Consider the following 26,591-nt stretch of genomic DNA (forward strand, 5'->3'; position numbering starts at 1 on the left):
GCCGGCTTTGTGGAGGGCCTGGCTTACATGCGGAACACGCCGAACTTGGTCTCGGGAATCGGCTGGTTCAAGGTGGCCGAAAGGCCCAGCGCCAGCACACGCCGCGTGTCGGCCGGGTCAATCACACCGTCGTCCCACAACCGTGCGCTGGAGTAATAAGGATGCGACTGGTGGCCGAACTGGTCCAGCACCGGCTGCTTGAAGGCGGCCTCTTCTTCGGCGCTCCAGGTGCCGCCCTTGGCTTCAATCGCGTCGCGCTTGACCGTGGCCAGCACGCCGGCGGCCTGCTCGCCGCCCATCACGCAGATGCGCGCATTCGGCCACATCCACAAAAAGCGCGGCGAATACGCCCGGCCGCACATGCCGTAATTGCCCGCGCCATAACTGCCGCCAATGATGATGGTGAACTTGGGCACCTGGGCCGTGGCCACCGCCATCACCATCTTGGCGCCGTGGCGCGCAATGCCTTCGGCCTCGTACTTCTTGCCGACCATAAAACCGGTGATGTTCTGCAAGAACACCAGCGGTATCTTGCGCTGGCAGCACAGCTCGATGAAATGCGCGCCCTTTTGCGCCGATTCGCTGAACAAAATGCCGTTGTTGGCGATGATGCCCACCGGCATGCCCTCGACATGCGCAAAACCGCAGACCAGGGTGGCGCCGTAACGCGCCTTGAACTCGGCAAACTCGCTGCCGTCCACAATGCGCGCAATGATCTCGCGCACGTCATAAGGCTTGCGCGTGTCGGTGGGGATCACGCCATACAGCTCTTCAGCCGGGTACAGCGGCGGCACCGGCGTGCGCAGCACCTGCCCGGGCTGCTTTTGCCGGTTCAGGTTGGCGACTGCGCGGCGCGCCAGGGCCAGCGCATGCGGGTCGTTCTGCGCCAGATGGTCGGCCACGCCCGAAAGGCGGGTGTGCACATCGCCGCCGCCCAGGTCTTCGGCGCTGACAATCTCGCCAATCGCGGCCTTGACCAGCGGCGGGCCGCCCAGAAAAATCGTGCCCTGGTTTTTGACAATGATGGTCTCGTCGCTCATGGCCGGCACATAAGCGCCGCCGGCCGTGCAGCTGCCCATCACGACGGCGATCTGCGCAATGCCCTGGGCGCTCATATTCGCCTGGTTAAAAAAGATGCGGCCGAAATGGTCGCGGTCCGGAAACACCTCGTCCTGGTTGGGCAGGTTGGCGCCGCCCGAGTCGACCAGGTAGACACAAGGCAGGTTGTTCTGCTGCGCGATCTCCTGCGCGCGCAAATGCTTTTTGACCGTCATCGGGTAATAGGTGCCGCCCTTCACGGTGGCGTCATTGCACACAATCATGCAGTCCACACCGCTGATGCGGCCTATGCCCGCGATCACGCCCGCGCAAGGCGCGCTGTCAGTGCCGTCGCGGTCCGGGTACATGGCAAACGCGGCCAGCGGCGAAAGCTCGAGGAAAGGCGTGCCCGGGTCCAGCAGCATCTGCACCCGGTCGCGCGGCAGCAGCTTGCCGCGTGAGGTGTGGCGCGCACGGGCCACATCACCGCCGCCCTGGGCGGCCTTGGCGACTTTGGCCGTCAGGTCGTCGACCAGCGCGCGCATGGCGGCGGCATTGGCCTGGAAGTCGGCGGAACGGGCGTTGAGCTGGGTCTCAAGAGCGGACATGGATTTTTCCTGATGGGGGCGCTGACAAGGCATGGGCGGGCGCAGAGGTCCTACCCAAATAGGTAGGCGGCAGGGCGTACCGGCCCTACCTTAGCGCCAAACAGCCAGCTTAGCGAAAACCCGCCCCCGGCAGGCCGCCAACAAGGTGGCAAATCCTGCCAACGACACCGAGAATCAGCGGATGCCCTCCCGCAGCCTCGCCAACCCACCCGTCGCCGCCACGCCCATGGCCTTTGCCAGAAGCATAGCGGCCGCCTACAAACGCTACGGCAGCAGCCCGGACCAGGCCCTGAAACTGGCACAGATCACGCCAAACCAGCTTAAACAGGCCAACGGCCACATCACGGCCCGCCAGATGGAAGTCCTCTCAGGCGCGGCCATGCAGGAACTGGGCGACGAAGGCCTGGGCGCCTTTGGCCGCAAACTGCCCTGGGGCAGCTACGGCATGCTGGCCCGCGCATCGATCAGCTCGCCCAACCTGGGCATAGCGCTTAAACGCTGGTGCCGCCACCATGCACTCATTGCCGACGACATCATTCTTCGCCTGGCGACCAGCGGCGACACAGCCGCGATCACGGTGGAAGAAAAAGTGCCAGGTAAGGTCGGTGAGTTCGGCCTGGTCCATGTGCTGCGCAATATCCACGGCCTGGCCTGCTGGTATGTGGATTCGCGCATTCCCTTGCAGGGCGCGCGCTTTCCGTTTGAGGCGCCGGCCCATGTGGAGGCTTATGCACTGATGTTCCCCGGCCCGGGCCTGCAGTTCAAGGCCGCGCAGGCCGAGATCCGCTTTGACGCGCGTTACCTGGCTTTGCCGCTGCGGCGCGATGAAAAAGCCTTGCAGCAGATGCTGCAGCGGGCTTTGCCGTTGACGGTGTTGCAGTATCGGCGAGATCGTTTGCTGGTGGAACAGGTTCGACAGGCGCTTGCCAACCCTGCGGTCGCATCCCATACCGCGGAGACCCTGGCCGCGGCTTTAAACATGTCGCCGCGCTCTTTACACCGCCAACTTCAGGAAGAAGGGGCTTCGCTGCAGCAGCTCAAGGACGAGGTGCGGTTTGAAAAAGCCAAGGACTTGTTGCTGCGGACTTCCAAGCCGATCAAGCAGGTGGCTGAGGCTTCGGGGTTTCGGAATGAGAAGAGTTTTACGAGGGCGTTTCGGGAGAAAGAAGGATTTCCCCCTGCACAGTTTCGACGGCAAAACGAACCCAAGGATCTTTGACATCCATGCGCTCAGAACATCATCAAATTTTTATGAGTTTCTGCCGTCTAAGTAACTGAAGCGTTCCAAGTAGCTCGACGCATTACATCGGTACAGAAATATTTAGACATCCCGCGGTCCAGAGCAGCGACAAAACGTCGCATCTGCTCAAGTCGTTCGCGGAAATCAGTGATGCCAAATCCCGGTGGAACTTTTCCTTCATGAGCGATATCCGTCCGCAGATCGTTTAGAGACGTCAGAATAAGTTCGCTATTCATCCGTCCGGCCGCACTTACCACGGCCCATATCTGAGTTACGCCAAGTCTTCTGAAAAGTTGAGGAAGATTTTTTGGTGACGGATATTTTTTCTTATCTAAGAATGCAGCCGCATCAAGTGCTACCGGTATTGCTCCGCCACCGCCCCAAACTGCAATTTTTCTGGCCGTTTGAGCAATCTTTGCCAAGATTGCTCCCTCATCCTCTCCAATGCCAAATTTTCGATACTCAGCGCCTAAGTTTTCGCTCTTATGCAGCAAGTAAGCCAGCATTAAATCGGGCCATTTATCAAAGGATGGATTAGATGCTTGAACAGCACTCAGGGAATCTTCTACAAAGCTTTTTATATACACCTCTAACTGCGCAAAAGCAAAAACATAATATGCAGCCAACAAACGCGTTCCGCCCCCCCCAATTCGAGTCGTTTTATAGAGCGGGGCGAGCTCATGAATAGCTTCATCAATTTGGAGCTCAAACACCTGTCGCGCTCGACTTCGCCTATAACTCATACGCTTCTTAGCAATGCTGTGACGCGGTGTATCCGCCCCTGAAGGGCGGCCTTGTCGCTGGTAGCGAGCGTCACGCTTCGACTGAATTCGCTATTTTCTTGAAGCTCTTCATATGCTTTTTGTACGGCAGCTTTTTTTTCAAGCAACGTGTTGAATTTTGACGTTGTCAATTTGGAACAGGCGGCCATCTGAGCATCGAATACTGCCGCATTAAATCTAGACCTTCCGTCTCTGGAAAACGTGAATGTATGTGTTCCAAAAAGTTGAACTGCACGCGAATGCGCAGTACGAATATCGGCCGCTAGATCCTCGAGTTCGGCTTCACTAGGATTTCTGTTGTTTTCTGCATAGTTCGAAATAAACGACGCAAGGGGTTTCTCATAAGCCCCAATACTTTCGCTCAGAGCCCAGTATCGAATCACCAGCTCCTCCGCCTTCATTCGCTTATCTTTTCTAGCGCCAAAGTAGCTGTCTAGCTTCAGTTCCTTTGCAATGGTCGACGCACTCTTCAGAAGAGACCCATAGTAAAGACCGTGACGCAATTCTTGCCGAGTAAGTGCAACGGCCCCCGAATTCAGTCGCTCAAACACATCGAACTTTACTTGGGGGTGTGTTTCTTTAAGAATGACCGTACAGCGAAGAACTCGATTACTAATATGGCGTTGGAATCTCTTGTCGAGCTGAGAATAAGTTAGCCCCGCCAGTTCAGGGTAACTAGTAAGTCCAGACAAAGGGAATTTATCTTCAACAAAGCGTTTTAGACTGTTGAGTCGCTGATTCCCATCGATCACGGAGAATGACTCGTCGCGCTCCTGATTCATGTAGATAACAGGAATAGGACACTGAATAATGAGTGACTCGACCAACCTAGAAGCCTGTCGGTCGCTCCAAACATACCGCCGCTGAAATTCCGGAATCGTAACTTCGAGCTTCTCCATCATTGCTACTAGCGTCGATACAGAGAAATCGTATTGCTCGGTTCGAAGAATTCGCCGTTCGGGAGGAATTGAAAGGATTGCCTCCTCAAACTCCTCCTCGAGTTCGACCGGAAACAGAGCGTCTGCTAACGACTCTTGATCCTGACTCAAAATCTTCTTAGTTACCATGCGACTCCTCGCGATCGGGTGGAAGGTGGGTATCTCGTAGATAGACCTAGGGCTATCACGCGAGATTGAAGCTGAGCATCGACTTTAAGCGCATTCAATAGGGTTTTAACGCTACGAATTCCGTATGCTCAGCAACAACGTCTAACTCTTAAAGAACCTCTTCGGTTTTTTCAGGGCTCTTGGAGAAATCGCTGCACTTCAGCGTAGTGCACAGCAAATCCGATCCCTTCTACGCCAGTCCTGACCAATTTCTGTGAATTGATGCCGACGACCTGAGGCCCCACAAAAAGCGGCCCACCCGAATTACCAGGGCTAATAGCGGCGTCCGTCTGAATTACCAACATCTCATTTGAGCCCTTGACCAAGGGGTTCCGCATTTTCCTCACCGCGCTGATGATTCCGCGAGTCACTGTAAATTCAAGACCGGAAGGATGGCCGATAGCCTCAACGGTGACTCCGGTAGAAAGTGGTGAACTGGAAAATTGCACTGGGCGCCCCAGCTCTGAGACCTTGACCAAAGCCAAGTCCAAGCCTATGTCGGTTTTAAAAACTCGCCCAGTGAATTTACCGCCGTTGCGGCGATTCAACTCCACCAGTTGTGTTCCCTCGATGACGTGATAGTTCGTCAACACCGTATCAGGGGCTACATAGAAGCCGGTGCCAAGGCTTCCCTTGAGCGTACGAATAACGACAACGCTCTCGGTGCGCGGATCCTCACCAACGACAGCAGCTGCACGCGCATCATAAGCAGCCGCGGCAGACCTAGGCCTCATAGGCGTGGATGCTTCCGCCAACACCATCGACTCTGACTTTAGCGGCCTGAACTGCGGCGTAGCCCTCAGAACCTCCTTAGCAAGCCAGGAGAACTGAACCACACCATCGCCTTTTTCGAATGCATCAATCACTTTTTCATCCACAAACTCTTGCCGATGTTTATAGATGTCTTCGTCCTGATCTCGCAGGTTATACGCGAGTCTGAAATCTTTGGTCTCTACGCCACTTATGTCCTGCTGAGCAAAAGTCTTGGACAGCCGGTCAAATATCCAGACCCTGTAGTTTGACTCTCGCGCAACTTGAATCTGTGTCACTACGAACTGGTAGTTTTGGTAAACAGGCTCCGATACCGTTGGGCTTGTTGATGTAAGGTCATTTCTCGCCTTGGCAACCGAAGATGCCATCAGCGCATCAGAAATGCCGCGCAGCAGTCCTGCTGCCGCCCCTCCATTGGGCGTGTAGGCGTTTTGAACCTTCTGGGAGTTGTATTGACTCTGCACTTCCATTAGCTTGGACTGGGCGGCTGCGTATTGCGGATTGGGAACGTTTTGGGTACCCGCCTGAAACCGCGAACTTTGCTCCCGCTTATCGAGCACTTTGCGTCTCACGACGGTTGGGAGAGCCTGCACAACGACAAGATAGTTTGACTCGGTCAACTTTGGGTCAGAACCTATTTCGCCGGCCCTGACAGTTTTCAACGCACCATTCTTCGTCGTCTCAATTTTGGGACTGGATGAACCATCTTGAACAAGCTGAACGTAGGTCACACTGAAGTTTTTGACGTCGCTGACCTTAAGGCCTAGCTCGCGCGCCTTGCGCACGACGTCAAGCTTCTCGAAGAATCCGTAAGACCTCCCCGCGCCTTCTGAGAACACGCGCTCGACATACATGTTTCCAATCTTTGTTGTATCGGCATCTTTTAGTGACGCCGAATACAGCCGATAGAAACGAAGCAATTCGTCGCTATTGAAATTCGCAAGTCTTGTAGTGACCGTATCGAATATGGGAGAGAGGTCCGAAGTTTCAGACGAAATCGGATAGACCTCGAAAAAATTCGTATTTGCCCTGAAGTCAAAACCTTCCAATGCGGTGGTGGCGTTGGCCGCATATAGGTCCACTAGACGTTTCTTTGCCGCTATTAATTCGTTTGCCGTGCCGCTGCGATAAGCATCGTTTTTGAGTATTTCTACTTTGTCATATCCATCGATCAGTCGGGCTGCCCTCTCAATCTCTTGCTTGATTGCGGGCCATTGCTCCGGCCTCGGGTCATACGAGCGACTCAGCGCGTCAAGGTCTGTGATCTCCTTCGAGAGCTCAGGCTCGTATTCACCGTTCAGGCCTTGGCTCAAGGTCTTTAGCTCTGTCGCAAAGCCGGGACTTTGGCCATCAAAGTACGACTTGTCTGCCGCGTACATCTCGGCGGCTTCAAAGTACTTTTTCTCGGCCAGCAGAGCGCGGAACTTTTGCCCTTTGGGGGAGACAAGATTTGAGATTAGTCCGCCCAAACTTTTGACCATGTTCGAGAGGTCTTCGACTGGCTTTCCCGTTGTAGTCTGAGCGGACGATATGGGGCTGAAGCCCGCGGCACTCAAAACAAGAAGTGCCGCGCAAATCAGGTGTCGACTGCCTGGTCGAGTCGCGAAAGTATTTTCCACTTGAGGGGGAAACGGGCGGTCAGGTAAATCCCAAGCTATTGTCATTTGCGCCACCTTTGATGCTTGTCCAATGGACAGATGCATGGACGCAGAATCGTTGCATCCAGTAACATCTAAAGTAGAACATTGACCCCTGCCTGTCAAAGCATATCTAGGGCTTAGCGCAAATTAATCCGCTTTCCTCCTCTATATGGAGGAGATTTCGAACGACCGAAGCCACCGAGCGGGAATGCGCCAGTGAACTTCGCGGAGGATTACTGCGGGCTCCGAGAAAGTCGCAAAACTACCTCAGACACGGTGAGAGCGCGCTTTGATGAAAAGCGGTTATCCCGCGACAGCTTCGCTCACCCCCACACCAATCCTCTCCAAAGCCCCCGCCAGACTCGCCACCGTCCGGTCCACGTTGTGCCACTTCTCCAGCCCAAACAGCCCCACACGAAAGGTCTTGAAGTCAGGCCCTTCGTCGCATTGCAGCGGCACGCCGGCGGCGGTTTGCAAACCCTCGTTTAAAAACTTCTTGCCTGACTGGATGTCGGGATCGGTGGTGTAGCTGACCACCACGCCCGGGGCCTTGAAGCCTTCAGCGGCCACGCTGGGCAGGCCGCGGTTTTCGAACAGCTGGCGCACCTTGCGGCCCAGCTCCTCTTGTTCAGCCTTCACTTTGGCAAAGCCGTAGTCCTGCGTCTCTTTCATGGTGGCGCGCAGGCGTGTGAGGGCGTCTGTGGGCAGGGTCGCATGGTAGGCGTGGCCGCCGTTTTCGTAGGTTTCCATGATCTGCAGCCACTTCTTCAAGTCGCAGGCAAAGCTGGAGCTTGTGGTGGTTTCAATCGCGGCGCGCGCGCGTTCGCTGAGCATGACCATGGCGCAGCAGGGTGAGCTGCTCCAACCTTTTTGCGGGGCCGAGATCAGGATGTCTACGCCGGTGGCTTTCATGTCCACCCACATGGCGCCGGAGGCGATGCAGTCGAGCACAAACAGCCCGCCCACGGCATGCACGGCGGCCGCGACGGACTGCAAATAGCCGTCGGGCAGGATCATGCCGGAGGCGGTTTCGACGTGGGGGGCAAAGACCAGGGCGGGCTTTTCCTTGGCGATGGCGGCGACGACGTCGGCCACCGGTGCGGGAATCCACGGCGCCTGCGCGCCTGCCGCCGTCTTGCGGGCCTTGAGCACGGTGTGTGAGGCGGGGATGTTGCCCATCTCAAAAATTTGCGTCCAGCGGTAGCTGAACCAGCCGTTGCGGACGACCATGACATGTTTGCCGGCAGCGAACTGGCGGGCCACGGCTTCCATGCCGTAGGTCCCGCTGCCGGGCACCAGGGCAACGGAATGGGCGTGGTAAACCTCTTTGAGGATGGCGGAGATGTCGCCCATCACGCCCTGGAAGCTGCGCGACATATGGTTGAGCGCGCGGTCGGTGTAGACGACTGAAAACTCGAGCAACCCGTCGGGGTCGACATTGGGCAGAAGTCCGGGCATGTCTCTCTCCTTTTTATGAGGAAGTCGGGCTGGCAGCTTAGCACCGCGGGCCCATTCATGCACCCAGGGACAGGCGGGATCCCCACTGCGCCCTCCCCCGCGCTCTCCGCAGGCCTGCTTGTGTGGACAATTGGGCAGGTCCGGGAGGGTCCTGGAAAGCATCCATGGCAACAGGCCAACAAGGGAGTCGGGCGTATGCACTCAGGGAGCAGGGTTTTTTTTAAGGCCTTTTTGAAGGCCTCCAGCGTGGTGATCGCGGCCGCGTTCGGCATCGCCTGCGTTGCGCTGATCAATCTTGCGCCGTTCGCCATGCTGGGAGAGGAGGCCCGGATCTTCTCGCTGTTTTTCACCGTGCTGCCCAGCCTGGCGGCAGGCAGTTTTGTGTTTGCCTGGTGCTACAAACACCACATGGAATGGCTGAATGCCGGTTTTACGGCCGCGCAGAGCCGGCCCGCCAAGCCGCAACTGCTTGTTTCGGGCATCGCACTGTCGGCGGGGCTGGCGGCGCTGTACATCGCGGTGATCGGCCTGCACCCGAAGACTTTTGAGCTGGCCTGGCGCGAGGAAATACGCCTGGCCAACGGCGCCCGGATGGTCGTGGAAACGGGCAGGACTTATGAACGCCTGGATTTGATTCGTTTGCGCGAACTCGGCGAGGTTCGCCTGCGCAGCACCCGGTTGAGCTTTGAGCCCGCCGCGGGCCAGCCCCCGGTTTCCGTGAGCACCCGTCTGCAGCCCGTTTACCTGAACCAGATTGACGGCGTCTGGTACCTCGTGCTGGCCGGCCGGGACGACAGCCGGGAGCGGGCCCGGCCCGGGGACAACTGGGGAACCGACTACAACACCCTGCAGCAACGCCTGGCCATCTTGAAGGGCAACACCTTCGAAGCCGCCCCCTGGGAGAAAGCCCCGGCGGCGATTGTGTTTCACAACCTGCTGTCGACGGATATTTTTGACCTGGCCAAGGCCAAGGCGGCGGAGAAACACCTGATGACCCTGTATGAAAAACAGACCCTGGCTTACCGCTATGTGAACATGCCGGGCCCGGACCCACTGAGGATCACCCGAAGCAAGGCGATGAACACACCGCTGCTCGAGGCGTACCAGGAGGCGATTGCGGGACTGATCAAACCGCCTTGAGACTGAACAGCTTCAGCCCAGGGCGCTTGTCTTTATCCGAGTTCTTTGGCCAGCGCCCGGGCCGCATTGGCATACACCAGCACATCCACACCGACCGCCACAAAAGTACAGCCCAGCGCCAGGTAGCGGCGCGCCTGGGCCACGTCGCCGGTCAGGATGCCGGCGGCCTTGCCGCTGGCCGTGATGATCTTGATGGCGGCTTCAATCGCGGCCTGGACTTCGGGGTGGCCGGATTGGCCGCGGTGGCCCATGGAGGCGGCCAGGTCGGCCGGGCCAATAAAGACGCCGTCGACGCCCTCGACCGCGCAGATGGCCGCGAGGTTGGCCATGGCGGTCGTGCTTTCGGCCTGCACCAGCAGACACACCTCATCATCGGCCACGGCCAGGTAGTCGCTGCGCGCATTCCAGCGCGAGGCCCTGGCGATCGCGCTGCCGACGCCGCGCACGCCCTGGGGCGGGTAGCGCGTGGCGGCAACCATGTGGGCGGCCTGGGCGGCGGTGTCGACCATGGGCACGAGGATGGTTTGTGCGCCTATGTCTAGCACCTGCTTGATGAGGTGCTCGCTGCCTGCGACGACACGGACTATGGGCTGCGAAGGGTAAGGCGCGATGGCCTGCAGCGCGGCCAGCGTGCTTTGCAGGTCGTTGGGGGAGTGTTCGCCGTCGATCAGCAGCCAGTCAAAGCCGGCGGTGGCGCTGACTTCGGCCATGTAAGGCGAGGCCATGGACAGCCAGAGGCCGATTTGCGGTTTGCCGGCTTTGAGGGCGGCCTTGAAGGGGTTGCCTGCGGGGGTCATGGGGGTTTCCTTGTGCTGGCGGCGGGGCTTGCCGCCGTCTGCCGCACTTTAACCCCGGCCCGCCCCCGCCGGCGCCCGGTGCGGTATTCAGGCCGCCTTGCCTTCGTACTGCTCAAAAAAGCCAATGGGGTGCATGTCGATATACCAGCCAACCTGTTCGCCCAGGGTGGCGGCCGGGTGGATGGAGGCCAGGCGCACGGCTTCGTCGCGGCTGCCGGCTTCGATGATAAAAAAGCCGCCGACCAGTTCCTTGACTTCGGTGAAGGGGCCGTCGGTGACTTTGGGCTTGCCGCCGCGCGGCTGGATGCGGATGGTCTGCTCGGGCTCGCCCAGCGAGGCGCTGAGGCGCAGCTGGCCGCTGGCCTTGAGTTCCTTGTCCTTGGGCGGGCACTGGCTGACCAGGGCCTGGACCTCGGCGGGCGCCATGGCGGCGAAATCCGCGGGGTTGTAATAGGCGAGGCAGAGGTATTTCATGGTGTTTCCTTCAAAAAGTGGTTGATGACACCTTGACGACGAACGGGGCAGGCCCGAATCGACACGCCGGCCCGGAAAATTTCAGCTTAGCAGCGCCGCCAGGTCCGCCATGTCGGTAAACACCTGGGATGCGCCACTGGCTTTGAGGGCATTCGGGGCGTCATGGCCCAGTTCGGGCGGGCTGTAACCAAACACCGTGCAGCCGGCCGCCACGCCGGCGGTGACGCCGGTGACGGTGTCCTCGACCACGGCGCAACGTTGGGGGTCCACGCCCAGGGCCGCGGCGGCGGCCAGGTAGACGTCGGGGAAGGGTTTGGAGCGCGGCAGCTCGTGGCCGCTGAAGATGCGGCCCTTGAAGAAGGGCATCAAACCGCATTTCTCAAGCTGCAGCTCGACCTTGAAGCGGTCGGCGCCCGAGGCGCAGGCGATACGGCCGTCGTAAAGCGCATGGACTTTGGCGATGGCGTCGACGGCACCGCTGATGGCTTTGAGGTCGCGCATCAGGCCCTGGTTACGGCGCTCGCGGAACTGGACCATCCACTCTTCGGTCAAGGGGCTGCCGGTGTTGGCGGCGATCAGTGCGGCCTCGTCCTTGACGGCCTTGCCGACAAAGATGCGCATGCATTCGGCGGGGCTGAGCTTCCAGCCGCGCTCTTCGAGCATGTCGCGCAGCACGCCGTTGGTAATGGGTTCGCTGTCGACCAGCACGCCGTCACAGTCGAATAACACCGCGTCGAATTTCATGGTTCCGCTTTCATGTCCAGTTCAGGTTTTGCCGGGGCGGCGAGTGTGAACATCACCCATTCCGGCCGCATATTGAAGCGCACGGGCAGGATGCTGACGCCCAGGCCGCTGGTGATGTACATGCGATTGTCGCCGTGCTCTATCCAGCCGTAGGCCCAGTCGCGCGGGCCGGCGCCGGGCACGATGGGCGCGCCTATGAAAGGCAGGCTGACCTGGCCGCCGTGGGTGTGGGCGGCCACGATGAGGCCGCGCACGGGCGGCAGCTCGAACAGGCTGGCCGGCTCATGCATGAAGACCAGGGCCTGCGCGCCCCTGGGCATACCGGCCATGGCGCGCACCGGGTCGGAATGGCCGGTATGGTCGTCGCCCACGCCGACCACCCACAGGGCGGTGCCGGGCAGGGGCACGGCCTGGTTCTCCAGCACCTGGATGCCGGCGCGCTGGAAGGCGGCGGTGAACTTCGCGCCGTCGTGCCACCAGTCATGGTTGCCCATGACGGCATAGACGCCCAGCCGCGCCTTGAGCCCGCCCAGCACCTGGGCGATCTCGTCTTCGGGCGTGGCGGCAATCTCGGGCTGGTAGTCGCGGTCTGCAAGAAAGTCGCCGGGCAGCAGGATGACGTCGGGCTGGGCGGCGTTGATCTCGGCCACGATGGCGCGGGCGCGCTCCAGCGTCATGACGCGCCACAGCGGGCGTTTGCTGAAATGCCAGTCGGAGGCGACGGCCACCTTGAGGCCGGGCGGGCCTTTCCAGTTGGGGATGGTCTCGCTGATCTCGCGATGGGCGACCCAGCGCGGCTCGACGATGACAGTCCAGATGCCGAGCAGCAGCATCACCAGCGCCAGCACGGCGGTGATGCGGCGCCTCCGGGGCTTCACGGCCTGTGTCACAGGCGGATATCCGGCGACTCGCCGTTCACCACGTCCATCACGCCGGTGCTGTGCGGCGACAGGCCGTAGCTGCGCAGGTTTTTGCGCAGTTCAAGGGGGTCTACCTCGTTCCAGGCCAGGCCGCAGTCCATGCAGGCATGCGCATGCGGGTTTTGCAAAAGCACGGGCTTGCTAAGCAGCGAACGCAGCACGCCGCGCAGGGGATAAAAGCGCCCGGCTTCAAAATTACCCCGCACCACCTTGCGGCTGCTGCAGCGCAGGCAGTACATGCCGCGCACGGTCTGGTTGAACATGTGCCCTCCCCCTCAGTGATCGGCTACTGGATGTCGCCGTCCACATAGTACCAACGGCCTTCCTCGTGCACGAAGCGGCTGCACTCATGCAGGCGCACCGCCGGGCTGCCCGGGCTTTTCTGGCGCGCGACAAATTCGACTTCGGCATGCGTGGCATCAAGCTGGCGGTGGCTGCGCACCTCCAGGCCCAGCCATTTGGTGCCGGGATCGAAGTCAATGGACGTGGGCCTGTGGCTGGCGTGCCAGGTGGCGAGCAAATAATCGCCGCGCTCGGCCACAAAGGCGGTGTAGCGCGAGCGCATCAGCGACTCAGCGTCGGGTGCGGGTGTGCTTTCGAAGTGGTCCAAGTAGCGGCCGCAGCACTGGGCATAGGCCAGCACCCGCTTGCCGGCCTGGCGGCCGCAGGGGCATGGCTGGGACGGCAGCGGATTCGGCATCAACCGCAGCTGTTGGCGCGGGCCTTGCGCTTTTCCCGGTCTTCGAGTGTTTCAATGGGCGCGCCCTGCTTGACCCACTCGGCATAACCGCCGTCGATATGGGCAACATTGCGCATGCCCATGTCCTGCAGGGTTTTGGTGGCCAGGGCGCTGCGCCAGCCCGCGCCGCAGAACAGGATGAACTCCTTGCCCTCGTCGGCGAACAGGGGCTTGTGGTAGGGCGAGGCCGGGTCCACCCAGAACTCGAGCATGCCGCGCGGCGCGTGGTAGCTGCCGACGACGGTGCCGGCGCTGAGTTCACGCACGTCGCGGATGTCGACGATCTGCACCTTGGGGTCGTTCAGGCGTGCCTTGACTTCGTCGACGCTGTAAGTCTTGACCTGGGCCATGGCCTCGTCGACCAGGGCGCGGAATCCTTTGGTGATGGGCATTTGTTATCTCCTCAAGCCAGGGCGCGCTGGATGATGATTTTTTGCACGTCGGAGGTACCTTCATAGATCTGGCAGACGCGCACGTCGCGGTAAATGCGTTCAACGGGGAAGTCGTTCACATAGCCATAGCCACCCAGGGTCTGGATCGCCACGCTGCAGACCTGTTCGGCCATTTCGCTGGCAAAGAGCTTGGCCATGGCGGCCTCCTTGAGGCAGGGCAGGCCGGCATCGCGCAGGCTGGCGGCGTGCCAGATCAACTGACGCGCAGCTTCTATCTTCGTTGCGCATTCGGCCAGGCGAAAGCCCACGGCCTGGTGGTTGAAGATGGCGGTGCCGAAACTTTGCCGCTCTTTCGCATAGTCGAGGGCGAATTCAAATGCGCTGCGCGCCATGCCCACGCTTTGCGCGGCAATGCCTATGCGCCCGCCTTCAAGCGCGCCCAGGGCGATCTTGTAGCCCTCGCCTTCGCTGCCGATCAGGTTCTCGGCCGGGATACGGCAGTTGTCGAAATTGATCTGTGCGGTGTCGCTGGAATGCTGGCCCAGCTTGTCTTCCAGCCGTGCGACCACATAACCGGGCGCGCTGGTGGGCACGATAAAGGCGCTCATGCCTTTTTTGCCGGCGCCCTTGTCGGTCACGGCAATGACGATGGCGGCGTGGCCGTTCTTTCCGCTGGTGATGAACTGCTTGACGCCGTTGATCACATACTCGTCGCCCTCTTTGACGGCCGTGGTGCGCAGCGACGATGCATCGCTGCCGACGTGCGGCTCGGTCAGGCAGAAGACGCCCAGCATCTCGCCTTGCGCCAGCTTTGTCAGCCACTGCTTTTTCTGCTGGGCATTGCCATAGCGCATGAGGATGGCATTGACGGGGCAGTTGGTGACGCTGATGGCGGTGCTGGTGCCGCCGTCGCCGGCGGCGATTTCTTCCAGCACCAGGGCCAGCGTGAGGTAGTCCAGGTTGGCGCCGCCAAACTCTTCGGGCACACAGATGCCGTAGGCACCCAGCGCGGCCAGGCCTTTGTGCGCCTCAACGGGGAAGTGGTGCTCCTTGTCCCAGCGCGCGGCATGGGGCCAGAGTTCTTCTTTCGCGAACGCGCGGACCGCGTCGCGGATCATTTCCTGGTCCTGGTTGAGCAGCATGGTGTGCCTTGCGATGAATGTGAAAAAGAAAAGAAGCCGTGAAAGGCTTACCAGGCGCCGAAAGGGCGGCCGTCGTAGTCGAGGAAAGCGCCCTTGTGCTCGGGCCCCAGCCCGGCCAGCGCGGCGCGCATGGCCGTGACGCTTTGAACGGTGGTGAGCGGCGCGCCGCTGCCGCCCATGTCGGTCTGCACCCAGCCCGGCGACAGGGCCACCATGATGGCCTTGGGGTAGTCGTGCTGGGCCGAGGCGACCACCATGTTGAGCGCGGCCTTGCTGGCGCGGTAGACCCAGCCGCGGCTGCTGTCCACACCGTCTATCTTGGCCATGGCGCTGCTGATGAAGGCAAAACGCCCGCCGCCGCCGCGCACCGCCTCGACCAGGGGCGCGACCTGCGGGATGGCCTGCATGGCGCCCAGCACATTGGTGTGCATGGCGTTGTCAAAGGCCTCGCGTGTGGGCGGGCTCAGCGCGTCGCCGTGCGGGAAGACGCCGGCCACATAGAGGGCGATGTCGATTTCCTCGCCGTCCAGCAGCCAGGCCAGGCCGCTGATGCTGGTGGGCTGGGCCACGTCCAGGCGCAAGGCCTTGGCGCCCAGGCCCTTGAGGCGCTGCAGGCCTTCGTCGTCGCGCGCGGTGGCAATGACCTGCGCGCCTTCGGCCAGGTACTGGCGGGTGAACTCAAGCCCTATGCCGCGCGATGCGCCTATGACGAGGACCTTCACGACAAATCAGATCAGTTCAACGGCGAGTGCCGTGCCTTCACCGCCGCCTATGCACAGCGTGGCGATGCCTTTTTTCAGGCCACGCGCCTTGAGCGCATGGATCAGCGTGACGATGATGCGGGCGCCGGACGCGCCAATCGGGTGGCCCAGCGCGCAGGCGCCGCCGTTGACGTTGACGATGTCGTGGCTGATGCCGAGTTCCTTCATCGCGGCCATGGGCACGACGGCGAAGGCTTCGTTGACTTCCCAGAGGTCCACGTCCTTGACGCTCCAGCCTATCTTCTTGAGCAGCTTGTTGACGGCGCCCACCGGTGCGGTGGTGAACCATTCTGGCTCTTGCGCGAAGGTGGCGTGGCCGACGATGCGGGCGATGGGCTTGGCGCCCAGTTCCTTGGCAGTGGATTCGCGGGCCAGCACCAGGGCGGCTGCGCCATCGTTGATGGAAGAGCTGGAGGCGGCGGTGATGGTGCCGTCCTTCTTGAAAGCGGGCTTGAGCGTGGGGATTTTGTCGAGTTTGACCTTGCCCGGGCCTTCGTCGATGGAGATCACGGTCTCGCCGCTGCGGCCCTTGACGGTGACGGGGGTGATCTCGGCCTTGAAGGCGCCGGACTCGGTGGCGGCCTTGGCGCGGTTGACGCTGGCGGTGGCGAAGGCGTCCTGCGCCTCGCGGGTGAATTTGTATTTGTCGGCGCACTGTTCGCCGAAGGTGCCCATGGCGCGGCCGGGCTCGTAGGCGTCTTCGAGGCCGTCGAGCATCATGTGGTCAAAGATGCGGTCGTGGCCGATGCGGATGCCGCTGCGGCCCTTGAGCAGCAGGTGCGGCGCGTTGGTCATGCTTTCCATGCCGCCGGAGACCATGACGTCGCGGCTGCCGGCCACCAGCTGGTCGTGGGCCAGCATGGTGGCTTCCATGCCGGAGCCGCACATTTTGGACAGGGTGACCGCGCCCACGCTGGCGGGCAGGCCGCCCTTGAAGCCGGCCTGGCGCGCCGGGGCCTGGCCCTGGCCGGCCATCAGGCAGTTGCCGAACAGCACTTCGTCGACTTTTTCAGGGGCGATGCCGGCGCGCTCAATCGCGGCCTTGATGGCAGCGCCGCCGAGGTCGTGGGCCGAGAGGCTGGTGAAGTCGCCCTGGAAACCGCCCATGGGGGTGCGGGCTGCGCCGAGGATGACGATGGAATCTTGGTTGGGGTTGGACATGGTCGTGTTTCCTTTCAGTTGATTCAGCTTAGTTGGCGGGCCGGGGCATTTTTGCCTCCAGCGCCTTGACGAAATTCGGGTCGATATGGGCTCGTTGCGGTGTGGCCTCGGCGAGTTTCAGATGCGTCCAGGCCATACGGTAATTGCCGCTGGTGTAGTCGGCGATGGCCCAGTTTTGCAGGTTGAGCGTGTGGCCCGGTGCTTTTTTGTAGATGGCCTCATAACGCCTGAGAGCCTCGGCCATCATGGTGGGGTTGCTCACCACGCCTGCCGCAATACCGATGGTTTTGGCGTAATCAACGGCAAGATCGATGTCGTCGGGCGCCAGCTTTTCGGCTTCCGCAAACAGGCTCAATGAAGCGAGAAGACCCTGGTCACTGTAAGAAGACACTGCGGCCATTCCCCATAGCGAGGGCACGCTCTTCGGGTCAATCAACCAGGCCTGGTTGAAGCGGCGCATGGCATCTGCCAGATTGCCCTGGCGCAGCAGCTGCCAGCCCCGATCCGAGACCTCTTTCGCCGCCTTTGGCCTGTCACCCGGGTAGCGGGCGTCAACCTGGCTCAGGAATTCGGCGTCTGCCGCTTTTTGCTGTTCGCTCTTTTGTCCATTGCCGTATTTGGGTAACAGCGAGATGTCCTGGGAGAAAGCGAAACCGCAGAAAAAGGCCAGCGCCGCAAAAAGCGCCCAAGCCCTGATGAGTGGAGTTGATATCGTCATGTCTTTCTTGCCTCGCTGTTTGTTCCGGTCACTGTTGGGCTGGTTCAGGGCGTCAGGCCGCTGAGGCCTGTTAAAGCCGGTTCGGGCGGCAGCTGGGTCAGCACTTCGTCGTGGGCCTCGCCGGGGCTGTGCAGCGCGATAAAGCGCTTTTCGCGCTCGTAGGGGAAAACATCGTGCACATGGCCGGCCTGGATGCGGGCCTGGTGTTTTTGCCAGAAGTCGGCATCCAGCAGGTTGGCGTGGTGTTTCATGAAGACCTCGCGCACCGCGTCGTTGCCGAGCAAAAAGGGCTCGAAGGTTTCGGGGAACACGTCCTTGGGGCCGACGGAATACCAGACCTCGCCGCTCATTTCGTCTTCCTCGTTGCGGGCGGCGGGCACCTTGCGGAAGTTGCAGTCGGTGATGTATTCGATCTCGTCGTAGTCGTAGAACACGACCTTGCCGTGGCGCGTGATGCCGAAGTTCTTCCAGAGCATGTCGCCGGGGAAGATGTTGGCGGCCACAAGGTCCTTGATGGCATTGCCGTACTCGACGACGGCGCGCTCTATCTGGTCCTTGGCGGCGGGCTCGGTGACGCCGGCGTCGAAGGCCTCCTGCAGGTAGATGTTGAGCGGGATCATGCGGCGCTCGATGTAGACGTGCTTGATGATGACCTCGGTCTGCCCGTCGCCGTCGCGGTCGCTGATCTCGAGCTGGCTGGGCGCGAATTTTTCGATCTCGGCGATCAGTTCGTCGTCGAAGCGGTCGCGCGGGAAGGCAACCTCGCTGTATTCCTGGGTGTCGGCCATGCGGCCCACGCGGTCGTGCTGCTTGACCAGCAGGTACTTGCCCTTGATCTGCTCGCGCGTGGTGTCTTTCTGCGGCGGGTAGTAGTCCTTGATGACCTTGAAGACGTAGGGAAAAGACGGCAGGTCGAACACCAGCATGACCATGCCCTTGATGCCGGGCGCGATGCGGAACTTGTCGGTGGAGTGCCGCAGGTGGTACAAAAAGTCGCGGTAAAAAAGCGTCTTGCCCTGCTTGGCCAGGCCCAGCGCGTTGTAGATTTCGGCGCGCGGCATGTGCGGCATCATGCTGCGCAAAAACTGCACATAGGCCGAGGGAATGCCCATGTCGACCATGAAGTAGGCGCGCGCGAAGCTGAAAAGAATCAGCAGATCGTCTTCGCCGAACAGCGCGGCATCTATGACCAATTTACCGGCCCTGTTGTGCAGCACGGGCAGGGCAAAAGGCACTTCGTTGAAGCCGTTGATGATCTTGCCGACGACGTAAGCGCCCTTGTTGCGAAAGAACAGGCTGGTGAGGACCTGGATCTGGAAGTTGGCGCGCAGCTTGACGTCGGCGAAGCGCTCGCTGATGGCCTCGAGCACATAACCGGCGTCGCGCTCCAGGTCTTCAAAGGGCAGGCGCAGGTCGAAGTCGCGCACCAGCTGCAGCAGCACGTCGCGCATGTTGTCGCGCGTGGGGTAGTAGGCGCGGTAGGTGGGCTGGGCGGTGGGCTCTTCGTTTTCGATGTACTCGGTGCTGACGGCCGGGCGCACGAAGATGAAATCGTTCTGGAAATAGCTGCGGTGCAGTATCTTGGTGGTGACCGAATTGAAAAAGGTCTCGGCAAGCTCGGGCTGGTGGTGGTTGACCAGCAGGCCTATGTAATGCAGCTTGACCTGCTGCCAGACGTCCATGGGTTGCTCGCCGGCCTTGAACTCGCGCTCCAGCCGGGTGGAGGCCTCGCGCACGCGCAGGTCGTAGAACTCGATGCGCTCGCGCTGGGCGCGCTGCTGGCCGTGCCAGTCTGCGGTTTCAAAGCGGTGTTTGGCGCGCGCGGACTCAGTGCGAAACAGCTGGTAGTGGCGGTTGAAACCGTCCATCATCGCCTTGGCGATGTCGTAGGCGATGCTCGAGTCCAGGCGCTGCGGGAACATGGCGGCCGGCCTTTTTAGACCAGTTGCTGCTGCGTGCCACCGCCCACGCGGGCCATCCACACGTCCCAGACGCGGTCTATGGCCTTGCTGTAAAGCATGTCGAGCTGCTCGGGCCCGGCGACGCTCATCTGCAAATCCTGCAGCAGGCCGTCGTGCACGCCGAAGGCCCAGCCGTGCACGGTGACCTCCTGGCCGCGCGCCCAGGCGTCGACCATGACGGTGCTGACCGAGACGTTGACGACCTGCTCGATGACGTTGATGTCGCACAGGGCCTGGGCGCGCACGTCCTCGGGCAGGCTGTCGAGCAGCTGGCGGTGGCGATGCCGCACGTCCTGGATGTGGCGAAGCCAGTTGTCGGCCAGACCTATGCGCGCGCCTTCGAGCGCGGCCTGCACGCCGGAGCAGCCGTAGTGGCCGACGACCATGATGTCTTTGACCTTGAGGCGCTCGACCGCGAACTGGATGGCCGAGAGGGCGTTGAGGTCGGAGTGCACGACGATGTTGGCGACGTTGCGGTGCACAAACACCTCGCCGGGCTCCAGGCCGGTGATCTGGTTGGCGGGCACGCGGCTGTCGGAGCAGCCTATCCACATGTACCTGGGCGTCTGCTGCTTCACCAGGCCGGTGAAGAAGCCGGGCCGTTCGGCCTCCATTTGCGCGGCCCAGGCACGGTTATGGGCAAAAAGGTCTTGGAGAGAGGTGGTCATGGGCGTATTTTCACCTGCCGGCGGGAATGCCGTCCGGGAGGCGGCTGAAATCATTTTTCATCGACGGCCTTCGGCTTCAAAAGCGATTTTTCGGCCAGGCATTTTTCCCTGAAATCGGTGGCGAGCTGGTCGCTGTCGGCCCCCGGCGGGCTGCGGTCCGGCCCGGCTGCTTTCATGATCGATGCGTCGACCAGCAAGGGGCCTTCGCCGGAGAAATCACAGACAAACCGGTACTCGCTGCCGGCAACCGAGGCATCCAGCATCTTGCGGGTGAGGTGCAGCTTGCCATCCTGGTAACACCATCGCTGCACTTCACCGTCGCCTTTGACCAGCCCGGCCAGGCAGCGCTCGCCCTGGCTTTCAAAAAAGCCGGGGCTATCTTTGCCGAGAAGTGCGTGCAGGTCCTTGAAGTTCGGGGTGGCGCCGCGCGAATACATCAGCTGCTGGGCGGGATAGGGGTTTCCCCCTCCGTGGGTATATTCAAACAGGGTGAGGTTGCCCAGGCTTTTCCATTTGAACTGCTCGCACGCCGTGTGATGCGCCAGGCCTTTGGCACTGAAATTCATGGTGTCCTCAAGCTGGATGCTGGCGCTGGAGCCATCCTGCAAGGTGAGGCCCACGGTGTAGGCCACAAAACTGCCCTCCAGGGCGAGTTCGTTCCCGCTCGGCTCCCCGATTCTTGAGCCTTCCACAAAAATATTGCTCACCTTTCCCCGCAGACTTTCGGGAACAGGGCATTCGAAGCTGGCGTCCGCTTCGACGGACGCGGCGTTGTTGGGCAGGGGCTCATCTTTCTCGCACGCGCCGAGAAGCGCGGCAAGCGCGAGCACAAGAACCCATTTCACGCTCTGATGTATCACCGGCATGGACACCGGCCTCACATGGTCTCGGCGAACAGCTCGCGCCCTATGAGCATGCGGCGTATTTCGCTGGTGCCGGCGCCGATTTCATAGAGCTTGGCGTCGCGCCAGAGCCGGCCCAGCGGGTATTCGTTGATGTAGCCGTTGCCGCCGTGGATCTGCAGGCCCTCGCCGGCCATCCAGGTGGCTTTTTCGGCGCACCAGAGGATGACGGAGGCGCAGTCCTTGCGGACCTGGCGCACATGGTCGGTGCCCAGCATGTCGAGGTTTTTGGCGACGGTGTAGGCAAAGGCGCGGCCGGCCTGCAGCACGGTATACATGTCGGCGACCTTGCCCTGGATGAGCTGGAACTCGCCGATGCTCTGGCCGAACTGCTTGCGGTCGTGGATGTAGGGCACGACGCTGTCCATGACGGACTGCATGATGCCCAGCGGGCCGCCGGTGAGCACGGCGCGCTCGTAATCGAGCCCGCTCATCAGCACCTTGGCGCCGCTGTTGAGGCCGCCCAGGATCTGGCTGGCGGGGACTTCCACATTGTTGAAGACCAGCTCGCCGGTGTGGCTGCCGCGCATGCCGAGCTTGTCGAGTTTTTGCGCGACGGAAAAGCCCTTCATGCCTTTTTCGATCAGGAAGGCGGTGACGCCGCGCGCACCGAGTTCGGGCTCGGTCTTGGCGTAGACCACTAGGGTGTCGGCGTCGGGGCCGTTGGTGATCCACATCTTGCTGCCGTTGAGCAGGTAGTAGCCGCCCTTGTCCTCGGCTTTGAGCTTCATGCTGATGACGTCGCTGCCGGCGCCGGGCTCGCTCATGGCGAGCGCGCCCACATGTTCGCCGCTGATGAGTTTGGGCAGGTATTTTTTGCGCTGCTCGTCGCTGCCGTTGCGCTTGATCTGGTTGACGCAGAGGTTGCTGTGCGCGCCGTAGGACAGGCCCACGGAGGCGCTGGCGCGGCTGATCTCTTCCATGGCGATCATGTGGGCCAGGTAGCCCATGTTGGCGCCGCCGTATTCCTCGCCCACGGTGATGCCCAGCACGCCGAGCCCGCCCATCTTGGGCCAAAGGTCCATGGGGAACTGGTCGCTGCGGTCGATCTCGGCCGCGCGCGGGGCGATCTCGGCCTGGGCGAATTCGCGCACCGCGTCGCGCAGGGCGTCTATGTCTTCACCGAGCATGAAGTTGAGTCCGGGCATGTTGGTCATGGTGGGCGTCCTTTTGAAGGCTGGATTGTGGGGATGGGTGGATCAGTAGGTCTTGGGCACCGGCACCAGGGTCTGCTGCATCAGGGCGCAGGCGCTTTGTTTGCCGTCCGGGGCGAAGTGCGTGACCTCGGCGGTGGTGACGATGATGCGCTTGCCGGCCCTGGCGACGCGGCCCAGGGCGCGCAGCTCGCCGTCCCGGAAGGCGGCCATGAAATTGATCTTGTATTCGACCGTGGTGACCTCGGAATCTTCCGCGGCCACGGTGAGGGCCGCATAACCACCGGCGATGTCGGCCAGTGCGCCCATGGCGCCACCGTGGAAACTGCCCTGCTGCTGGGTCACGTTGTCCGACCAGGGCAGCGCCACTTCGCACAGGCCCGGCTCCACGCGCAGCAAGCGCGCGCCCAGGTGCTGCATCAGGCCCTGGCGCAAAAAGCTGGCTTCGATGCGGCGGAACAGCGCGGAGGGGGCGGCGGGTGCGTCCATGAAAAAGCCCTTTGAACGTGCGGAAGATGATTTCCGTTGAATTGACGTTTACGTAAACGTCAATTATGCCTGCTGGTGGAGGAACTGTCCAAGGGCTGCGAAAGCCTCGTGCGCGACCTGAGCGTCCGTGCAATCGCGTCCCGAAGAGGAAAGAGATGCGCGTCGCCGGCAAATTGCGCTTCCCGCGAATTACCCGTATGGACGATCACCATGCGAGCGACGGGATCGACAAAGATATTCTGGCCGCCGACGCCCCAGAAAAAAGACCGGCCGCCGGCCGCCTGCGGTATCCAGACGTGCAACCCATAAAACGGGGCCCCTTTGGGCTGCGGCTTGTCCGGCCGCAGCACAACCATCTCGTCGACCCACGCGGCGGGCACGAGCTGCCCGCCTGCCGCCTGCCCCCGGTTCAGCACCAGCGCCCCCAGCCGGCCGTAGTCGCGCAGGCGCGCGGCGAACTGCCCTTGAACGCCCTCCTCGCCGTGAAAATTCTTGATCCAGAAGCCGCTGCCCTCGGCCCCGAGGCGCGACCATATCCTGTCCTCGAGATACGCGGTGTTGCTCATGCCGGTACGCTCGCTCAGCATGAGGCCGAGCAACGCGGTCACCGCGCCGTTGTAGCTGAAGGCCTTGCCGGCGGGCGATCGGTCCGTCTTCTCCTGCAGGTAGCGCCGCATGCTCTGGCGCGGCGAGACGGTGGGGTCGGTCGCGCGGTTGTCCGATATCGCGCCCGCCCCGTAGGCGGCATGAAGTTTGGCCGAGGTGGCCATCCGCAGCAGATCCTCCACCGTGTCGTCGGCAAATGCGCTGGCTTCGAAGCCGAGCAAGACCTGCCTGACGGTGGTGCCCAGCGTCAGCTTGCCTTCCGCGACCGCCACGCCGACCAGCAGCGACAGGATCGTCTTCGACATGGACGCCGATAGCAGCGCATCCTGGGCGCCGGTTCCCTGCAGGTATCGCTCATAGACGATCCGGTCCTCATGCAAGACGAGAAGTCCCGTCGTGCAGAAACGGGCCAGGTACTCCTCGAGCGAATGGGCTTCCGGATCCCCGGCCACGCGATACGTCACATTCTCCAATGGCAGGCCCTGGCCGAACACCGCCGGCGCACCGGCCGCCCGCGCTTCGTTGAACGGAAATCGCTGCTGGGGGTTGAGGAATGAACCGGTGCAGCCTTGTTGGGCCGCCGCGAGAGCGGGCAGGCCCACCGCGAACAGGACCAGGGCCGCGCGGCGCAGGGAATCCATCGTCATGGGGCTAGTCGCAAAGCAGGCCACCGCTACGCCGCCTGCCTCGCCTTCTCAAGTTTCGCCAGCAGCGCCTTGGCCTCGCGCTCGTGCGTTTTCACCTCCTCGAGGTTGCCCTGCAGCTCGGTCATCTGCTCCTCCAGCTGTGCGCGGTGCTGCGCCAGGATGGCGAGGAACTTGCGCAGCTGCGGCCCGGTGTCGCGCGGGCTGTCGTACATGTCGATGATTTCCTTGGCCTCTGTCAGCGACAGGCCCAGGCGCTTGGCGCGCAGCGTGAGCTTGAGCCGGGTGCGGTCGCGCGCGGTGTAGACGCGGTTGCGGCCGCCCGCCCCTTCGCGCAGCGGCTGCAGCAGGCCCATGTCTTCGTAGAACCGCATGGCGCGCGTGGTCAGGTCGAACTCTTTTGCCAGGTCGCTGATGGTGTAAGTGGTGGCCATGGTGGTGGGTGAAGTCCTGTGCAAACGGGGGCGACAGCGCGAAACAGGCGCGGTCCCTACAATGGCTGAATATGACGTTTACGTAAACGTCAAATATACCGTGAATATTGCCATGAACCTCCTTGAACAGCAACTGCACTACCCCTTCGGCGACACCCTGCCCGCCTCGGGCGGGGCGCTGGAAGTGGCACCCGGCGTGAAGTGGATACGCATGGCCTTGCCCTTCGCGCTGGACCACATCAACCTGTGGCTGCTGCGCGACGAGATGGACGACCCGAACCGGGCGGGCGCCAAGATCCAGGGCTGGACCATTGTCGACTGCTGCATCAGCCGGGAGGAGTCCAAGGCCCAGTGGGAGGAGATTTTCGCTACGCAGCTCGAAGGCCTGCCGGTGCTGCGCGTCATCGTGACCCATATGCACCCCGACCACATCGGCCTGGCGTACTGGCTGTGCGAGCGCTGGTCCTGCAGGTTATGGATCAGCGCCACCGATTACCACTCGGCGCGCATAGGCTCGCAAAGCACCACGGGTTTCGGCGGCGAGAGCGCGGCGCGCTTTTTTGCCTCGCACGGCCTGGTCGACCCGGAGGCCATCGAAAAAATCCGCGGACGCGCCAGCTACTACCCGGGCATGGTGCCCGCGGTGCCGGCCAGCTATGTGCGCATCATGGACGGGATGACGCTGCGCATAGGCGGGCGCGACTGGCGCTGCATCAGCGGCTACGGCCACGCGCCTGAACACATCGCCCTGCACTGCAAGGAACTGGACACGCTGATCAGCGGCGACATGGTGCTGCCGCGCATTTCCACCAATGTGAGCGTCTACGACCTGGAGCCCGAAGCCAACTCGCTCACGCTGTTCCTGGACTCGATCGACAAGTTCCTGCCGCTGGACAAGGACACGCTGGTGCTGCCCTCGCACGGCAAACCGTTTCGCGGCCTGCACATCCGCGTAGGCCAGCTGCACGACCACCACCGCGACCGCCTGGCCGAAGTCATGCAGGCCTGCGAAGCAGCCCCCTGCAGCGCCGCCGACATCCTGCCCATCATGTTCCCCCGCAAGCTGGACCTGCACGAGACGACGTTTGCCATGGGCGAAGCGGTGGCGCATCTGCATGCGCTGTGGTTCCAGAAAAAGCTTGCGCGCCGGCTGGATGCCGACGGTATTTACCGGTTCAGCGTAACAGCCGAAGCGATTTAGCGGCTCCCCACACCAGCATGAGCCGTGGAACCGGCTTTGCCGGGCCACAGGCGGGCGGCCCCCTCGGGGGGCAGCGCATTACACGCAGCCGAAGGCGAAGTGAAAAGCGTGGGGGCTCACAGTCAGTGTCTCCACTTGCGATTAGCCGTGACCAAGGCCGTGACATAACCATGCAGCCAGTCAAAGTTGATCGGCTTTTGCAGCAAATGGGCTTCGGGCGGCAGGCCGCCGCGGGCCTGGACGGCCTCGGGTGCCAGGCCGCTGATGACCACAATCTGCATGTCGGCGAGCTGCAGGTTGCGCTTGCAGGCCTTGAGCATTTCGATGCCGTCGACACCGGGCATGGACAGGTCGGTGATCAGCAGGTCGGGCCGCATGCTCGCGATGTCCATCATGGCTTCGAGCGCCGACGGCATCCAGGTGCAGTCGACCGGCAGGTCCCAGTCCTCGAACTGGCAGCGATACAACTCGCGGGTGTTTTCGTCGTCTTCCACCATCAGCACGCGCAGGCGGTGCTTGGGGTCGGTGTCGGCCCGCGAGAGTTGCGGGCTGTTCTTGGCCAGGTAGGCATTGATGGATTGCAGCGCGATGCGGCGATGGCCGCCCAGCGTTTTCCAGGCTTCGATCTCGCCCTTTTCCACCAGCGATTGCACGGTGGCGACAGACAGGCCCAGCAGCTTGGCCGCGTAGCTGGTGCCGCAGTAATCCTCGCTCGAGAAATCCGAAGCGGTGATGGCGGCCTCGAAAGACTTGGGTTCACGCATGATCAGTCTCGTAAAGGATTGTTTTTGGCATTTTTCGCATTTTAATCAATTCGATGTATTAAACCCTAGTAAAAACAGCAGAAAAGACGTTAAAACAGACTTCAACCACGGTAATTAATCCCGCCGAAGACACATTG

The 26,591-nt window shown here is 61.6% G+C and carries 27 protein-coding genes; 3 read left to right on the forward strand and 24 right to left on the reverse strand.

Going from position 1 to position 26,591, the window contains the following annotated elements:
• Positions 1 to 23: 23 nt before the first annotated feature.
• Entirely contained in the window at positions 24 to 1,646 is a 1,623-nt protein-coding gene (locus ACEN9P_RS08225; protein WP_495621664.1) for a carboxyl transferase domain-containing protein, read from the reverse strand.
• Positions 1,647 to 1,827: 181 nt separating this feature from the next.
• Here ACEN9P_RS08225 and ACEN9P_RS08230 point away from each other — a divergent pair, with 181 nt between their 5' ends.
• Complete coding sequence (locus tag ACEN9P_RS08230; RefSeq protein WP_495621665.1) at positions 1,828 to 2,865, forward strand: AraC family transcriptional regulator; 1,038 nt, start codon at positions 1,828 to 1,830, stop codon at positions 2,863 to 2,865.
• 47 nt (positions 2,866 to 2,912) lie between these two features.
• Here ACEN9P_RS08230 and ACEN9P_RS08235 read toward each other — a convergent pair whose 3' ends face one another.
• The 4 genes from ACEN9P_RS08235 to ACEN9P_RS08250 all read right to left on the reverse strand — a co-directional run bounded on the left by ACEN9P_RS08235 (position 2,913) and on the right by ACEN9P_RS08250 (position 8,643).
• Positions 2,913 to 3,599: a HEPN domain-containing protein gene (locus ACEN9P_RS08235; RefSeq protein ID WP_495621666.1), complete on the reverse strand. Its 687-nt coding sequence runs from the start codon at positions 3,597 to 3,599 to the stop codon at positions 2,913 to 2,915.
• 26 nt (positions 3,600 to 3,625) lie between these two features.
• The gene (locus ACEN9P_RS08240) at positions 3,626 to 4,735 is read right to left on the reverse strand and encodes a DUF262 domain-containing protein (protein ID WP_495621667.1); all 1,110 of its coding nucleotides are present in this window, start codon (positions 4,733 to 4,735) and stop codon (positions 3,626 to 3,628) included.
• 170 nt (positions 4,736 to 4,905) lie between these two features.
• Positions 4,906 to 7,248, reverse strand: a complete 2,343-nt coding sequence (locus ACEN9P_RS08245) for a S1C family serine protease (protein ID WP_495621668.1) — start codon at positions 7,246 to 7,248, stop codon at positions 4,906 to 4,908.
• A 240-nt stretch (positions 7,249 to 7,488) separates the two neighbouring features.
• Positions 7,489 to 8,643 carry an aminotransferase class V-fold PLP-dependent enzyme gene (locus ACEN9P_RS08250; protein ID WP_495621669.1) on the reverse strand — a complete coding sequence of 385 codons (1,155 nt, stop codon included), beginning with the start codon at positions 8,641 to 8,643 and terminating at the stop codon, positions 7,489 to 7,491.
• A 231-nt stretch (positions 8,644 to 8,874) separates the two neighbouring features.
• Here ACEN9P_RS08250 and ACEN9P_RS08255 point away from each other — a divergent pair, with 231 nt between their 5' ends.
• The gene (locus ACEN9P_RS08255; protein WP_495621670.1) at positions 8,875 to 9,783 is read left to right on the forward strand and encodes a hypothetical protein; all 909 of its coding nucleotides are present in this window, start codon (positions 8,875 to 8,877) and stop codon (positions 9,781 to 9,783) included.
• Positions 9,784 to 9,815: 32 nt separating this feature from the next.
• On the opposite strand, the gene hpaI is transcribed toward ACEN9P_RS08255, so the two are convergent.
• The 18 genes from hpaI to ACEN9P_RS08345 all read right to left on the reverse strand — a co-directional run bounded on the left by hpaI (position 9,816) and on the right by ACEN9P_RS08345 (position 24,489).
• Positions 9,816 to 10,580: a 4-hydroxy-2-oxoheptanedioate aldolase gene (gene hpaI, locus ACEN9P_RS08260; protein ID WP_495621671.1), complete on the reverse strand. Its 765-nt coding sequence runs from the start codon at positions 10,578 to 10,580 to the stop codon at positions 9,816 to 9,818.
• Positions 10,581 to 10,667: 87 nt separating this feature from the next.
• Positions 10,668 to 11,054 carry a YciI family protein gene (locus ACEN9P_RS08265; RefSeq protein ID WP_495621672.1) on the reverse strand — a complete coding sequence of 129 codons (387 nt, stop codon included), beginning with the start codon at positions 11,052 to 11,054 and terminating at the stop codon, positions 10,668 to 10,670.
• An 81-nt stretch (positions 11,055 to 11,135) separates the two neighbouring features.
• Positions 11,136 to 11,798, reverse strand: a complete 663-nt coding sequence (locus ACEN9P_RS08270; protein ID WP_495621673.1) for an HAD family hydrolase — start codon at positions 11,796 to 11,798, stop codon at positions 11,136 to 11,138.
• Complete coding sequence (locus ACEN9P_RS08275; protein ID WP_495621674.1) at positions 11,795 to 12,688, reverse strand: metallophosphoesterase; 894 nt, start codon at positions 12,686 to 12,688, stop codon at positions 11,795 to 11,797. Before ACEN9P_RS08275 ends, ACEN9P_RS08270 begins: the two co-directional genes overlap by 4 nt.
• Positions 12,685 to 12,981, reverse strand: a complete 297-nt coding sequence (locus ACEN9P_RS08280; protein WP_495621675.1) for a hypothetical protein — start codon at positions 12,979 to 12,981, stop codon at positions 12,685 to 12,687. The genes ACEN9P_RS08275 and ACEN9P_RS08280 overlap by 4 nt, the downstream gene beginning before the upstream one ends.
• A 23-nt stretch (positions 12,982 to 13,004) precedes the next feature.
• A complete protein-coding gene (locus ACEN9P_RS08285) occupies positions 13,005 to 13,418 on the reverse strand; it encodes a YchJ family protein (RefSeq protein ID WP_495621676.1) in 414 nt (137 codons plus the stop codon).
• The gene (locus tag ACEN9P_RS08290) at positions 13,418 to 13,849 is read right to left on the reverse strand and encodes a rhodanese-like domain-containing protein (protein WP_495621677.1); all 432 of its coding nucleotides are present in this window, start codon (positions 13,847 to 13,849) and stop codon (positions 13,418 to 13,420) included. Before ACEN9P_RS08290 ends, ACEN9P_RS08285 begins: the two co-directional genes overlap by 1 nt.
• Positions 13,850 to 13,860: 11 nt before the next feature.
• On the reverse strand, positions 13,861 to 14,991 hold the full coding sequence (locus tag ACEN9P_RS08295; protein ID WP_477662453.1) for an acyl-CoA dehydrogenase family protein: 1,131 nt from the start codon (positions 14,989 to 14,991) through the stop codon (positions 13,861 to 13,863).
• A gap of 47 nt (positions 14,992 to 15,038) precedes the next feature.
• A complete protein-coding gene (locus ACEN9P_RS08300; RefSeq protein ID WP_477662454.1) occupies positions 15,039 to 15,713 on the reverse strand; it encodes an SDR family oxidoreductase in 675 nt (224 codons plus the stop codon).
• 6 nt (positions 15,714 to 15,719) lie between these two features.
• The gene (locus ACEN9P_RS08305; protein ID WP_495621678.1) at positions 15,720 to 16,913 is read right to left on the reverse strand and encodes an acetyl-CoA C-acyltransferase; all 1,194 of its coding nucleotides are present in this window, start codon (positions 16,911 to 16,913) and stop codon (positions 15,720 to 15,722) included.
• A 28-nt stretch (positions 16,914 to 16,941) separates the two neighbouring features.
• Positions 16,942 to 17,631, reverse strand: coding sequence for a tetratricopeptide repeat protein (locus tag ACEN9P_RS08310; protein WP_477662456.1), 690 nt, complete (start codon positions 17,629 to 17,631; stop codon positions 16,942 to 16,944).
• Positions 17,632 to 17,675: 44 nt separating this feature from the next.
• Positions 17,676 to 19,553, reverse strand: a complete 1,878-nt coding sequence (gene aceK, locus ACEN9P_RS08315) for a bifunctional isocitrate dehydrogenase kinase/phosphatase (protein WP_477662457.1) — start codon at positions 19,551 to 19,553, stop codon at positions 17,676 to 17,678.
• A 14-nt stretch (positions 19,554 to 19,567) separates the two neighbouring features.
• On the reverse strand, positions 19,568 to 20,260 hold the full coding sequence (gene can, locus ACEN9P_RS08320; protein ID WP_007867400.1) for a carbonate dehydratase: 693 nt from the start codon (positions 20,258 to 20,260) through the stop codon (positions 19,568 to 19,570).
• A 50-nt stretch (positions 20,261 to 20,310) separates the two neighbouring features.
• Positions 20,311 to 21,105: a hypothetical protein gene (locus tag ACEN9P_RS08325; protein ID WP_495621679.1), complete on the reverse strand. Its 795-nt coding sequence runs from the start codon at positions 21,103 to 21,105 to the stop codon at positions 20,311 to 20,313.
• A 32-nt stretch (positions 21,106 to 21,137) separates the two neighbouring features.
• Entirely contained in the window at positions 21,138 to 22,319 is a 1,182-nt protein-coding gene (locus ACEN9P_RS08330) for an isovaleryl-CoA dehydrogenase (RefSeq protein ID WP_495621680.1), read from the reverse strand.
• A 42-nt stretch (positions 22,320 to 22,361) separates the two neighbouring features.
• The gene (locus ACEN9P_RS08335; RefSeq protein ID WP_495621681.1) at positions 22,362 to 22,805 is read right to left on the reverse strand and encodes a PaaI family thioesterase; all 444 of its coding nucleotides are present in this window, start codon (positions 22,803 to 22,805) and stop codon (positions 22,362 to 22,364) included.
• 59 nt (positions 22,806 to 22,864) lie between these two features.
• Positions 22,865 to 24,058, reverse strand: a complete 1,194-nt coding sequence (locus ACEN9P_RS08340) for a serine hydrolase domain-containing protein (protein WP_495621682.1) — start codon at positions 24,056 to 24,058, stop codon at positions 22,865 to 22,867.
• A gap of 26 nt (positions 24,059 to 24,084) precedes the next feature.
• Positions 24,085 to 24,489 (reverse strand): MerR family transcriptional regulator, encoded by a 405-nt coding sequence (locus ACEN9P_RS08345; protein ID WP_477662463.1) that lies wholly within the window; start codon positions 24,487 to 24,489, stop codon positions 24,085 to 24,087.
• 112 nt (positions 24,490 to 24,601) lie between these two features.
• Between ACEN9P_RS08345 and ACEN9P_RS08350 the strand changes: the two genes are divergently transcribed.
• The gene (locus ACEN9P_RS08350) at positions 24,602 to 25,690 is read left to right on the forward strand and encodes an MBL fold metallo-hydrolase (RefSeq protein WP_495621683.1); all 1,089 of its coding nucleotides are present in this window, start codon (positions 24,602 to 24,604) and stop codon (positions 25,688 to 25,690) included.
• Between the two features lie 122 nt (positions 25,691 to 25,812).
• Here the strand turns inward: ACEN9P_RS08350 and ACEN9P_RS08355 are convergent, their stop codons facing one another.
• Positions 25,813 to 26,454 carry a response regulator gene (locus ACEN9P_RS08355; protein WP_477662465.1) on the reverse strand — a complete coding sequence of 214 codons (642 nt, stop codon included), beginning with the start codon at positions 26,452 to 26,454 and terminating at the stop codon, positions 25,813 to 25,815.
• Between the last annotated feature and the right edge of the window lie 137 nt (positions 26,455 to 26,591).

This window comes from Polaromonas sp. Polasp52, from assembly GCF_059491565.1.